Raw genomic sequence first — 11861 nt, 5'->3', positions numbered from 1 at the left:
CCATATTTTAAGGATTTTGTTTTTCGTACGACTCCTTAGCAGCTTGATAGCCAATGTTGAATATCGCATCCATTTTTGTTTTATTGGTTTCAAATGTACTATATGCACTCAGCTCTTTGGGTTCAATAATCCAATCGCAAATATTGAATTTCTGCAGGTTAGAATTCGCTGAAAAAATATCGAAAGCGCGGGTTGTTACGGATCGAATCGAGTTCAAATCTTCGGCTTCTATTTTCTGAATCGGACTCACATAAACACCTATAATAGTCTCACAATGTCCTTGTAATAAGTCAGTGGGAAAGTGATTTAAAATTCCACCATCACTAAAAGGTTCCTTATTAATTTCATAAGGCGAAATAATTCCTGGAAAGGCTGATGATGCTAAAAGAGCATCGACTATTTTGGTTTCGGGATCAAATATTTTCAAACGACCTTTGACCATATCAGTAGCCGTAATTTTCATAGGAATTTTTAAGTCGCCTACTTGAGCATCTTCGAATATATTGATGAAATAAGCTTTAAAGGATTCGGAGTCGATCAATCCTGCTTTTTTAAACGTAAAATGCCTCCAGTGAAAAAAGTAAATCGATTTAAAAAAAGCTAAAATCTCCTGAGGACTTTTGCCCCAAGCGTACAAGGCTCCTACGATACTACCAGCGCTAGTTCCTGAGATCGCATTGGGTTTGATGTTTTTTTCCTCTAAAAATTGCAGTACGCCCGCATGTGCTAAACCTTTAGAACCACCTCCCGAAAGGGCAATTCCTACTGATTTTGAATTGATAATATCCTTGTAAGATGCCATATCATAAAATTACACTTTTCAATTATTGATTGACTGATTTTTGTCATTTTTTAACTAATTATTTTTAGGTAACTTTACAAAAACATATACAATCATGGACAAAACAATAGGTAAAGCACTTTTTAATAGTCACTCTTACATCGAATACCGAAAAATAGTCACCGACTTGCTGCGTGAAAACAAATCAACTGGTCACGAACAATCCGAAGCGTTAACGCATTACAGCAGTTTAAACGAAACGAGAATGAACCGCTTGGACAAAACCATGAAAGTTTTGCCTGAAGTAGCTACTAATTTACAAGCCTTGCAAAACGAGTATATTTGGCTCGTAATTTCCGAAGGTTGGTGTGGTGATGCCGCACAGTTATTGCCTATTTTTGATAAAATGGCCGAGCAATCTGAGGGTAAAATTGAACTTCGAATCGTTTTACGAGACGATAATGAGGAGTTAATGAATCATTTTTTGACAAACAAAGCCAAATCCATTCCTAAATTAATCGTGATTAATAAAGCAACCAGTGGTGCACTCGCGCATTGGGGACCAAGGCCTTATGCCGCTGTAGAACTTGTAGCAAATTATAAAAAAGAGCACGGGGTGATCGATGAAACCATCAAAACCGATCTACAAATGTGGTACCTACATGACAAAGGATTGTCTACACAGTCCGAATTAATTGACATGATGCTTGATCTCGACTCAGTTGCTGATGATTAATAGTATAAACAGTAGAGCCAATTCCTGCTATTCGCTCTAGCCCTTCCTCATAACCCTTTTTTTACAAAGTCATTACAGGAGCTTCCGCTGGTCGCTCTGTAACTTCCGTAAAAAAAGGGTTTTTCAGTCGGGGCTGCCGCTGCTATCAGGGGCAGGGTAGTAGTGCTAGAAACTAATTAAGGCAAGACCTAAACTTATATTGCCAGAGTCTCCTCGTCTGTTTATAGGGATTGTATAGTGATTGACTTCAATAAAAAGCACTAAATCATCATCTGTTTGTATTCCTAAGCTTATTTTTTTATAGTCTCCTATCAAGTTACCACGACCCAAGGCAATTGCTTTTCCCAATCCAGCTTGAAGGGTTATTCGAGTTTCATCACTGATTTTCGGACTCAATCTTAAATTAGCAAAAATGGGAACAACGACTAATTTGCTTGACCATTCCCAGCTCAAGCCGCTGTGAACGCCTATTGCAATCCACTTATGGTAGTGAACACCATAACCAAATTTTGATCCAATGCCATCTGGTATAAAAAAGGATTGTTTTTTGTTAGTGTAAGGATCAATTTCGTCACGGTTAGGATTTCCTGTCAAGGCAACCGTAACATCAAATTGGGTGTAAGTGAATTTTTTATTTTGGCTAAAAGCCAACGTTGATAAGAACAAGAATAACAAAAGGTTCTGTATTCTATAATTCAATAGCATTATAGTTGATCTTCAAATAAAGTCACATCAGTGGCGTCTATCACATTGTAATCGCCAATTTTTGTTCTGCGTAAAGCAGTTAAATGGGAACCAGAGTTCATAGCTTGACCAAAATCGTAAGCAAGGGAACGAATATACGTTCCTTTACTGCAAACTACTCTAAAGTCGATTTCTGGCAAATCAATTCTAGTAATTTCAAACTCATGAATCGTCGTTTTTCTAAAAGCTATTTCAACAGTTTCTCCAGCGCGAGCATGCTCATACAAGCGAACACCATCTTTTTTAATTGCCGAGAAAATGGGTGGTTTTTGATCTATTTCTCCAAGAAACTGTTGTACTGTTTGGTGAATCAGTGCCTCGTTAATATGTTCCGTCGGAAAGGTTTGGTCAACTTCGGTTTCTAAATCATAGGAAGGTGTAGTAGCACCTATAAAAAAAGTTCCCGTATATTCTTTGGCTTGACCTTGCAACTCAGAGATTCTTTTGGTGAATTTCCCCGTACATATTAAAAGTAATCCCGTTGCTAATGGATCTAGAGTCCCTGCATGTCCTATCTTGAATTTTTTAGGAAGTCCTACTTTGTTAATTAGCGCGTATTTTAACTTATTCACTGCTTGAAACGAACTCCATTTTAAGGGTTTGTCAATCAATAAAATTTGTCCTTCTAGATAAGCTTCGGGTGTTATTTTCTCCATTATTTAGTTTGGTAAAAATAAATGAGTAGGGCAATTCCAATAATGATTCGGTACCATCCCCAAAATTTAAAACCGTATTTTGTCAATACGCTTATAAAAGTTTTTACTGCCAATAGCGCCACTACAAAAGCAACAATATTACCTAGTATAAATAATTGAATATGATTTTCATCTTGAAAAATCATTTCGTATCCCTTCATTTCAGTAGCTGTTCCTTTTCCCCATGTTTTTACAAAAACGGAGTAAACCGTTACCGCTAACATAGTAGGTACCGCTAGGAAAAAAGAGAATTCGGCTGCCGCTTTTCGGCTTAAACCTTGTGTCATTCCACCAATGATGGAAGCTGCTGATCGGGAAGTTCCTGGCATCATGGCTAAACATTGCCAAAATCCAATAGTAACCGCTGTTTTGATAGAAATATCTTTTTCGTCTTGAATAGTTGGGTTTTTAAACCATTTGTCCACAAATAAAAGGACTACACCTCCTAAAACCAATACAGCTGATATCGCAATTTGGTTCCCTAAAACAGCTTCAATTTTATCATCAAATAAGTAACCTAGTACAAGCGCAGGAACAACTGCAAGAGCTAGTTTGATGTAAATATTGAAGTTTTTAAAATCAAAGAATTTTTTCCAGTACAAAACAACGATGGCCAAAATAGCTCCAAACTGAATCGAAACTTGAAACATTTTTAAGAATTCTGTTTCTTCCATTCCCAATAAAGCCGCGGTGAAACCCATGTGAGCGGTAGAAGAAATAGGTAAAAATTCCGTAAGCCCTTCAATAATCGCCAGAATTATAGCCTGTAGTGTATTCATGAAAATAAGGATGTTAGGATGCTAAGTTTGGAAAAAGTAATAAGTTGTAGTTTTTTCCAAACGGTAATGACTACTTTTTTGGACTCTTTAAAATAGCGTAAATGGTAATTCCAAAACCAATCAAAACAGTAGTTGGAGCCAAACGAATTCTTCTAAAGTTAAAAATATCCTCGCTAAAAACAGCTGGATCATCGCTACCTCCACCTGACATTAATATAAATCCAAGTAAAATTACTCCTATTCCGATAAGAAGAATAGTGTAGTTATTTTTTCCGAAAAGAAATTCTTGTTTTTGCTCGTTGTTTTTCATAATGTCTTTGCAAGGAATGCATAGCACTCCTATTTATAGTTTAGTATAAATCGTCTGTTCTTAAATTCAGGAATCGTTGTGTCGCGAAATGCGTACTAATCCAAGTGATTAATATTCCAATACCAAATACGGCAATTAGTACCATACCAGTCAATAACGGATTGTCTAAAATTCCCAAATCAGGGAAGCTTGTTTCTACATATAAAAGAACACCTACCAGCGCAAAAATAGCCAGTAAAGCTCCAATCATTCCTAGTTTTACGCTTCGCATTACGAATGGTTTTCTAATGAATGATTTTGTCGCGCCCACCATTTGCATGGTTTTTATGATAAATCGATTAGAGTGAATAGACAAACGCAGCGAACTATTAATTAGTAAAACCGCTATAAAGGTCAAGAAGCCACTAATGATTAAAATCCACATGCTCACTTTCTTGATATTGTCATTCACTAAATTGACCAATTGCTTATCGTAGACAATGTCTGATATCATTGGGTTCGCTCTTAATTTACTTTCAATTTTAGCAATACTATCTTTTTCAACATAGTCCGCTTTCAAGTGAATGTCGTAGGAGTTTTGCAATGGGTTTTCGCCCAAGAACGTCATGAAGTCTTCGCCTATAATATCCGTATGTTGCTTGGCTGCTTGCTCTTTAGTCACGTAAACAGTGCTTTTAGCATAGGCTGCTCTTTTTAATTCGGTTCCAAAAGCCTTCAAGATAGTGTCATTAGCTTCGTTTTTAAAGAAGACCGTCATGGCTATTTTTTCTTTAAAATCATTCGCTAACTTTTGGGAATTGATGATGAATAATCCTAATACACCTAAAAGGAATAACACCAAGAATACACTTAGTACAACCGAAAAATAAGAGGAAATTAACCTGCGTTTTTGAAACTTATCAAATGAAGAACTCATAGTTTATTTTAATTATGGGGTAAAAATAATAAAGTATTTCTTTATTTGAAGTTAATAACGGCCAAAGTTTTAACTTTCGTACAATAAACGTAAATTTGCCAGCACGATAATAAATAAAAAGTATAGAAACTTTGCAGCTTTGCAACTTTGAAACTAGATAATGAAATACAATCCGAACGAAATTGAAGCCAAATGGCAAAAATACTGGGCAGACAATAAAACATTTGCAGCTACAAACTACAGTCATGCTGAGGCTGGCGAAGTACAAAAACCAAAACACTATGTTCTTGACATGTTTCCTTATCCATCAGGAGCAGGCTTGCACGTAGGACATCCACTAGGTTACATTGCTTCGGATGTATATTCAAGGTACAAAAGACATCAAGGATATAATGTGCTTCATCCAATGGGGTACGACAGTTTTGGTCTTCCAGCGGAGCAATACGCTATTCAAACTGGACAACGTCCAGAGGATACCACTCGAGTTAATATCGACGGTGGAGTTGATAAAGAAGGAAATAAAATTGCCGGCTATAGAAAACAGTTAGATCAAATAGGTTTTTCATTTGATTGGGACAGAGAAGTTCGTACTTCAAATCCGGATTATTACAAACATACACAATGGATTTTTATTCAGTTATTTAATTCGTGGTACAACAAAGAGTCAGATAAAGCTGAAGACATTAGCACACTAACCGCTATTTTTGAAAAAGAAGGAAATGCGAATGTAAAAGCCGTTTGTGATGATAATATTGCTGTTTTTACAGCAGAAGAGTGGAATGCTTTTGCAAAAGAGCAACAAGAAAAGATTTTGTTGCAATACAGATTAACCTATTTAGCAGAAAGCGAAGTAAACTGGTGTCCTGGATTAGGAACGGTCTTGGCTAATGACGAAATCGTAAATGGCGTTTCAGAGCGTGGTGGATTTACCGTAGTTCGTAAAAAAATGACACAATGGAGCATGCGTATATCGGCTTATGCGGAGCGTTTGTTACAAGGATTAAATGATATTGATTGGAGTGAAAGCATTAAAGAAAGTCAACGCAACTGGATTGGAAAAAGCGTTGGTGCGATGGTGTCTTTTAAAGTTCAAAATTCAGATGCTGAAATTTCGGTGTTCACAACACGCCCTGATACTATTTTTGGTGTAACGTTCATGACCTTGGCTCCTGAGCATCCTTTAGTTCAAGAAATTACTACTCCTGAATATTTGGATAAAATAAACGAATACATAGTGGCATCTTCAAAACGTTCCGAAAGAGAGCGTATGGCCGATGTGAAAACAATTTCAGGTGTTTTTACAGGCGCTTATGCCGAGCATCCTTTTACCAAGGAGCTAGTTCCAGTTTGGATTGGTGATTATGTCTTAGCAGGATATGGAACAGGTGCTGTAATGGCGGTTCCTTGCGGAGATGAGCGTGACTATGCTTTTGCTAATTTCTTTAAAGGGCAAGCGGGAATGCCTGCTATCAAAAATATTTTCGATAAAGATATTTCTGAAGCTGCTTTTGGAGCTAAAGAAGGTTTTAAATTAGTGGATTCTGATTTCCTAAACGGTTTAGGCTACAAGGATGGAACGTACAAGGCTATTGAAGCTTTAGAGAAAATAAATCAAGGAAAAGGGAAGACAAACTACCGCTTGCGTGATGCTGTTTTTTCTCGTCAACGCTATTGGGGAGAACCTTTTCCAGTGTATTATGTCAATGGTTTGCCGCAAATGATTGATGCAAAATATTTGCCAATCATTTTGCCAGAAGTGGAGAAATACTTACCTACCGAAGACGGTTTGCCTCCATTAGGAAATGCGACAGTTTGGGCTTGGGATAGTGTAAATAATAAAGTAGTTTCTAATGAACTTTGTCATGCTGAGCCTGTCGAAGCAAATCATAACGGAGTGTATCCTTTAGAATTAAACACCATGCCAGGTTGGGCAGGAAGTTCTTTTTACTGGATGCGTTATATGGATCCAAAAAACGAAAACGAATTTGCAAGCCAAGAAGCACTAGCGTATTGGGAAAGTGTCGATTTGTATATTGGAGGAAACGAACACGCTACGGGACATTTATTGTATTCTCGTTTTTGGAACAAATTTTTAAAAGACAAAGGTTTTGCACCAACCGAAGAGCCGTTCAAGAAATTGATCAACCAAGGTATGATTTTGGGAACTAGTGCTTTTGTGTACCGATTAGAAGGAACGAATACATTTGTTTCTAAAAATAAGATTGAGGGTCAAAATGTTCAACCAATCCATGCCGATGTTTCAATGGTTAATTCATCTGATGAGTTAGATGTTGAAGCTTTCAAAAGATGGAGAGAAGATTATAAAGACGCCGAATTCCTTTTGGATGAAAACGGAAAATATATTGTAGGTCGCGAAGTAGAGAAAATGTCTAAGTCGAAATACAACGTAGTGACGCCGGATAATATTTGTGCGGAATACGGTGCTGATACTTTGCGTTTGTACGAAATGTTTTTGGGACCATTAGAGCAAGCGAAGCCATGGAATACAGCCGGAATTTCGGGTGTATTTGGTTTCTTGAAAAAATTATGTCGTTTGTATTTTGACGAGCATGGCATGATCGTTACTGATGACGTACCTACCAAAGACAATCTAAAATCGTTACACAAAACCATTAAGAAAGTAGCTGATGATATTGAGAATTTCTCTTTTAATACTTCGGTTTCGCAATTTATGATTTGTGTGAATGAACTATCGACTCAAAACTGCCATTCAAGAGCGATACTAGAACCTTTAGCAATTGTGATTTCGCCTTATGCGCCGCACATTGCTGAGGAATTATGGTCGCTGTTAGGTCACGAAGGGTCGATTGCCTTAGTTCCTTTTCCAGCATTTGAACCAAAACATTTGGTCGAAAGCGAAAAAGAATACCCAGTTTCCTTCAACGGAAAAATGCGTTTTACAATTACGTTGCCTTTGGATTTAACCAAAGAACAAATTGAAGAAATCGTAATGAAAGACGAACGAACTATAAAACAACTAGATGGTAAAGCGCCTAACAAAGTGATTATTGTTCCCGGAAAAATTATCAATTTAGTAGGTTAATTTTTTTGATCCTAAAATCTAAATCCCAATTGCAACTCGTGCAATTGGGATTTTTTATTTAGAAATATTTAACTGATGCCAAACTGACATTTTTTATATTTGGTTCAGATTTTGCTATTTATATTCAAACAAACAAAACTAAAAAATAAAGATATGGGATCAGGATATTTAATTCTAGCAGGTGCTATCATGCTTTTTAGCTGGTTAGTAAGCTCTAGGCTCAAAAGTAAATTTGAACAGTATTCTAAACTGCATTTGCAAAACGGAATGTCGGGTGCTGAAATCGCTGAGAAAATGTTAGCGGATAATGGTATTCGTGATGTTCGTGTTATTTCGACACCAGGTCAACTTACTGATCATTACAATCCAGTGGACAAAACAGTAAATCTTAGTGAATCAGTATACAATCAGCGTAATGCGGCAGCTGCTGCAGTAGCGGCACACGAATGTGGTCATGCAGTGCAACATGCAATAGGGTATCAATGGTTAACGATGCGCTCTAATCTAGTTCCTTTTGTTAATGTAGCTTCAAAGTACATGCAATGGGTTTTGTTGGGTGGAATTTTGTTAATCAATACTTTTCCGGCTTTATTGTTGGGCGGGATTGTACTTTTTGCGGCAACAACACTTTTTTCGATAGTGACTTTGCCGGTAGAATATGATGCGAGTAATCGTGCCTTAGCTTGGTTAGAGAACAAACGAATGCTAACACAACAAGAGCAAGCAGGAGCAAAGGACGCATTGAAATGGGCTGCTAGAACTTACGTAGTTGCAGCATTAGGATCTATTGCTACGTTACTCTACTATGTTTCGCTTTACATGGGAGCGGGAAGTCGAAGAGATTAAAGTATTTTCTAAAATTCACATGTTATAATTGTAGCCGTCTCATTTAACTAATGAGACGGTTTTTTTATAGCTGGATTTGACGGTCTATTTGCTGGTCTAAGGAAATGAAAGTTTCGGTTCTTGATACGCCTTCGATCGCTTGTATTTTAGTGTTTAATAGTTGCATTAAATGTTCGTTATCTCTGCAAATTATTTTTATCAATATCGACCAGTTTCCAGTGGTGTAGTGGCATTCGAGTACTTCGGGTATTTTTTTTAGCTCTTTTACAGCCTCAGGGTTTCGTGCGGCTTTGTCTAGATATACGCCTACAAAAGCCATGGTGTTGTATCCTAGTATCTTGTTGTTAACTGTGAATTTAGAGCCCGAAATCACGCCAGACTGTTCGAGTTTGCGCAGCCTTTGGTGTATTGCAGCACCTGATATGCCTATTTTATTAGCGATTTGCAAAATAGGTTTTCGAGCATCATCCATGAGGTCTCTTAAAATTTCTTTATCGATTCCGTCTATTTCAACAACTAAGGAATTAATCTTCATGTCTTATTGTTTATAACTGTAATTGAGTATTCAGTTTCAAATTGAAATCAAATGTAAATAAAATCAAGTAAAAAGTAGTGATAACAGAGGTTTAAGTTTTGCTTTTTAAATCAACTAAAAGTCAAGCAAAAAAAAATCACCTGCGAACAGATGATTTTTGTATGATGAAGGAGTGTTTTTTTTACTTTCCTTTATTTGCTTCAGCAATGTATTTCTCAAGTGCCATTGTCATAGAAGGTGTATTAGGTGTTGGAGCAAGAATATCTACTCTTAGTCCGTGATCTAAAGCTTCTTTTTGAGTAGTACTTCCAAAAACAGCTATTCTCGTATTGTTTTGTTCGAAATCCGGAAAATTCTTGTACAATGATTTGATTCCCGTTGGGCTAAAGAAAGCTAGAATGTCATAATAAACATCTGCTAGATCAGACAAATCACTCATAACTGTTTTGTAAAAAACGGCTTGAGTCCAGTCTACTTTTAAATTGTTTAGCACAATAGGTGCATCTGCATTTAATTGATCCGAGGCTGGTAATAAGAATTTTTCGTCTTTATACTTTTTAATCAGTGGCGATAAATCAGCAAAATCTTTAGGTCCTACGTAGATTTTACGTTTTCTGTAAACAACATATTTTTGTAAATAAAATGCAACTGCTTCTGATTGGCAAAAATATTTTAATCCTTCAGGAACTTTGAAACGCATTTCTTCGGCTACTCTAAAAAAATGGTCTACAGCATTTCTGCTTGTTAAAATAATAGCGGTATAATGATTAAGATCGATTTTTTGCAATCGAATCTCTTTGGCATTAACTCCTTCTATATGAATAAAAGGCCTGAAATCAATTTTCACTTTATGCTTTTGTTGTAGCTCAAAGTAAGGAGAATTCTCTACCTTAGGCTCAGGCTGTGACACCAAAATTGTTTTCACTTTCATATTTTAATTTTTTCTAAGCACTCCTATTTGTAAACAAATAGTACATAAAAAAGTAAGGTGCTATTTCGAGAGTGCAAAGATATAAAATAAAATAAAACAACTTACTGAATATTAAATTTTGATAATTTTTTATTGAAACCAAATAGATCAGTATGCTGATTAGTAGTATTATAGATAGGAATACGATTGGAATATTTTCAGAAATACTGTCGTAATAGAACAAGATAACATTCACTGGGAGTATAAATAAACTAATGTAAGTTCTATAGATTACTTTTTGAAGGTTAAATTGTTCTACAAATTCCTCAATATTAAATGCGGTTCCTATAATTTTTTCAATTAAAAACTTGGCTAAAACGAAGAAAATAAGAAGTGTAAATATTTGAATGTATAAAATTCCATCGGTTTTGTTGGCGTATCCAAAAATACTAAGCGTTAATTGGATAAAAAAGGCAACTGAAATTATTTGCACGATGAATAGTGCTATCGTAAAAGTGCTTTTTAACTGACTGCTGTCACGGTAAACCTTAGAATATTTGTCGGAGAAAATTAAATTCATAAAATCTCCAAATCGGTTTTCATAAACGGATTTAGTGATTGCAATAATTGCAAAGGCAAGGACAAATAGAATGGTTGCCCAATCTTTATTTTCAGTTAGTCGAGGATGCAGTACATGTTCAATCATAGGAGTACAAAATTAGTAATTTTTTATATCAATCTTTTTATTATAATTTTATTATGAATCGATTGCTATAAAATGGTTACTTTTGCCGTGAAATTACTAGAAAATGAGCGATTGTATTGTTATAATTCCTACCTATAACGAAATAGAAAATATAGAAAGCATTATTCGAACTGTGCTTTCTCAGCATAAGCCCTTTCATATCCTTATTGTTGATGATAATTCTCCTGACCGTACTGCAGACAAGGTAAAAGTGTTGCAAACGGAATTCGAAGGTCGGTTATTTTTAGAAAACAGAAAGAAAAAAGCTGGTTTGGGTACCGCTTATGTGCATGGTTTCAAATGGGCATTGGAAAATAAATATGATTTTATTTTTGAAATGGATGCTGATTTTTCACACAACCCTAACGATCTTGAAAAATTATACAATGCCTGCCATTTTGGGAATGCTGATTTAGCGATTGGCTCGAGGTATGTAACTGGAGTGAACGTGGTCAATTGGCCATTGAATAGAGTGTTGTTGTCCTATTTTGCTTCGGTTTATGTGCGAATCATTACGGGTATGAAAATTCACGATGCTACCGCAGGATTTGTTTGCTACAAAAGACAAGTGCTAGAAAATATCGGAATCAATAAAATAAAATTTGTGGGTTATGCATTTCAAATTGAGATGAAGTACCGAACATTTTGTAAAAAATTCAACATTGTCGAAGTTCCCATTATCTTTACGGATCGAACCAAGGGCGAATCAAAAATGAGTAATTCGATTATTGTTGAAGCCGTTTTTGGAGTGATTTCATTACGATTAAAAAAATTAGTTAATAGTCTATAATAAAATAACA

The 11861-nt window shown here is 35.9% G+C and carries 13 protein-coding genes; 4 read left to right on the top strand and 9 right to left on the bottom strand.

What is annotated here, in order from left to right:
* Nucleotides 1–7: 7 nt before the first annotated feature.
* The gene (locus ACZ2G0_RS02250; protein ID WP_470308814.1) at nucleotides 8–802 is read right to left on the bottom strand and encodes a patatin-like phospholipase family protein; all 795 of its coding nucleotides are present in this window, start codon (nucleotides 800–802) and stop codon (nucleotides 8–10) included.
* A 94-nt stretch (nucleotides 803–896) separates the two neighbouring features.
* Here ACZ2G0_RS02250 and ACZ2G0_RS02245 point away from each other — a divergent pair, with 94 nt between their 5' ends.
* The gene (locus ACZ2G0_RS02245; RefSeq protein WP_470308813.1) at nucleotides 897–1517 is read left to right on the top strand and encodes a thioredoxin family protein; all 621 of its coding nucleotides are present in this window, start codon (nucleotides 897–899) and stop codon (nucleotides 1515–1517) included.
* A 165-nt stretch (nucleotides 1518–1682) separates the two neighbouring features.
* Here ACZ2G0_RS02245 and ACZ2G0_RS02240 read toward each other — a convergent pair whose 3' ends face one another.
* The 5 genes from ACZ2G0_RS02240 to ACZ2G0_RS02220 form a co-directional block, all read right to left on the bottom strand.
* Nucleotides 1683–2216 (bottom strand): hypothetical protein, encoded by a 534-nt coding sequence (locus ACZ2G0_RS02240; protein ID WP_470308812.1) that lies wholly within the window; start codon nucleotides 2214–2216, stop codon nucleotides 1683–1685.
* Between the two features lie 5 nt (nucleotides 2217–2221).
* Nucleotides 2222–2908 carry a tRNA pseudouridine(55) synthase TruB gene (gene truB / locus ACZ2G0_RS02235; RefSeq protein WP_470309804.1) on the bottom strand — a complete coding sequence of 229 codons (687 nt, stop codon included), beginning with the start codon at nucleotides 2906–2908 and terminating at the stop codon, nucleotides 2222–2224.
* An 8-nt stretch (nucleotides 2909–2916) separates the two neighbouring features.
* Entirely contained in the window at nucleotides 2917–3735 is an 819-nt protein-coding gene (locus ACZ2G0_RS02230; protein ID WP_470308811.1) for an undecaprenyl-diphosphate phosphatase, read from the bottom strand.
* Nucleotides 3736–3805: 70 nt separating this feature from the next.
* On the bottom strand, nucleotides 3806–4045 hold the full coding sequence (locus tag ACZ2G0_RS02225; RefSeq protein WP_470308810.1) for a DUF3098 domain-containing protein: 240 nt from the start codon (nucleotides 4043–4045) through the stop codon (nucleotides 3806–3808).
* Between the two features lie 40 nt (nucleotides 4046–4085).
* The gene (locus ACZ2G0_RS02220) at nucleotides 4086–4961 is read right to left on the bottom strand and encodes a cell division protein FtsX (protein WP_470308809.1); all 876 of its coding nucleotides are present in this window, start codon (nucleotides 4959–4961) and stop codon (nucleotides 4086–4088) included.
* Nucleotides 4962–5121: 160 nt separating this feature from the next.
* Here ACZ2G0_RS02220 and leuS point away from each other — a divergent pair, with 160 nt between their 5' ends.
* Together leuS and ACZ2G0_RS02210 are read left to right on the top strand one after the other, a co-directional pair.
* Nucleotides 5122–8025: a leucine--tRNA ligase gene (gene leuS, locus ACZ2G0_RS02215; protein WP_470308808.1), complete on the top strand. Its 2904-nt coding sequence runs from the start codon at nucleotides 5122–5124 to the stop codon at nucleotides 8023–8025.
* A 153-nt stretch (nucleotides 8026–8178) separates the two neighbouring features.
* Nucleotides 8179–8871, top strand: a complete 693-nt coding sequence (locus ACZ2G0_RS02210) for a zinc metallopeptidase (protein ID WP_470308807.1) — start codon at nucleotides 8179–8181, stop codon at nucleotides 8869–8871.
* Nucleotides 8872–8935: 64 nt separating this feature from the next.
* Here the strand turns inward: ACZ2G0_RS02210 and ACZ2G0_RS02205 are convergent, their stop codons facing one another.
* From ACZ2G0_RS02205 to ACZ2G0_RS02195, 3 genes are all read right to left on the bottom strand, one after another.
* Complete coding sequence (locus tag ACZ2G0_RS02205) at nucleotides 8936–9406, bottom strand: Lrp/AsnC ligand binding domain-containing protein (protein ID WP_300288375.1); 471 nt, start codon at nucleotides 9404–9406, stop codon at nucleotides 8936–8938.
* A gap of 181 nt (nucleotides 9407–9587) precedes the next feature.
* Nucleotides 9588–10337 (bottom strand): uroporphyrinogen-III synthase, encoded by a 750-nt coding sequence (locus ACZ2G0_RS02200; protein WP_470308806.1) that lies wholly within the window; start codon nucleotides 10335–10337, stop codon nucleotides 9588–9590.
* Nucleotides 10338–10350: 13 nt separating this feature from the next.
* Nucleotides 10351–11022, bottom strand: a complete 672-nt coding sequence (locus tag ACZ2G0_RS02195) for a DUF4271 domain-containing protein (protein ID WP_470308805.1) — start codon at nucleotides 11020–11022, stop codon at nucleotides 10351–10353.
* Nucleotides 11023–11125: 103 nt separating this feature from the next.
* Here ACZ2G0_RS02195 and ACZ2G0_RS02190 point away from each other — a divergent pair, with 103 nt between their 5' ends.
* Nucleotides 11126–11851, top strand: coding sequence for a polyprenol monophosphomannose synthase (locus tag ACZ2G0_RS02190; protein ID WP_470308804.1), 726 nt, complete (start codon nucleotides 11126–11128; stop codon nucleotides 11849–11851).
* The last annotated feature ends 10 nt before the right edge of the window (nucleotides 11852–11861 follow it).

The sequence above is a fragment of the Flavobacterium sp. KKT103 genome (genome assembly GCF_055640565.1).
Note: the sequence above shows the minus strand (reverse complement) of the source record. Positions and strands in the feature narration are given on the sequence as shown.

Excerpts from the sequence above, each read along its gene's own strand:
- ACZ2G0_RS02250 (WP_470308814.1), bottom strand. The coding sequence starts at position 802 with ATGGCATCTTACAAGGATATTATCAATTCAAAATCAGTAGGAATTGCC.
- ACZ2G0_RS02245 (WP_470308813.1), top strand. The coding sequence starts at position 897 with ATGGACAAAACAATAGGTAAAGCACTTTTTAATAGTCACTCTTACATC.
- ACZ2G0_RS02230 (WP_470308811.1), bottom strand. The coding sequence starts at position 3,735 with ATGAATACACTACAGGCTATAATTCTGGCGATTATTGAAGGGCTTACG.
- ACZ2G0_RS02225 (WP_470308810.1), bottom strand. The coding sequence starts at position 4,045 with ATGAAAAACAACGAGCAAAAACAAGAATTTCTTTTCGGAAAAAATAAC.
- ACZ2G0_RS02220 (WP_470308809.1), bottom strand. The coding sequence starts at position 4,961 with ATGAGTTCTTCATTTGATAAGTTTCAAAAACGCAGGTTAATTTCCTCT.
- leuS (WP_470308808.1), top strand. The coding sequence starts at position 5,122 with ATGAAATACAATCCGAACGAAATTGAAGCCAAATGGCAAAAATACTGG.
- ACZ2G0_RS02210 (WP_470308807.1), top strand. The coding sequence starts at position 8,179 with ATGGGATCAGGATATTTAATTCTAGCAGGTGCTATCATGCTTTTTAGC.
- ACZ2G0_RS02205 (WP_300288375.1), bottom strand. The coding sequence starts at position 9,406 with ATGAAGATTAATTCCTTAGTTGTTGAAATAGACGGAATCGATAAAGAA.
- ACZ2G0_RS02200 (WP_470308806.1), bottom strand. The coding sequence starts at position 10,337 with ATGAAAGTGAAAACAATTTTGGTGTCACAGCCTGAGCCTAAGGTAGAG.
- ACZ2G0_RS02195 (WP_470308805.1), bottom strand. The coding sequence starts at position 11,022 with ATGATTGAACATGTACTGCATCCTCGACTAACTGAAAATAAAGATTGG.
- ACZ2G0_RS02190 (WP_470308804.1), top strand. The coding sequence starts at position 11,126 with ATGAGCGATTGTATTGTTATAATTCCTACCTATAACGAAATAGAAAAT.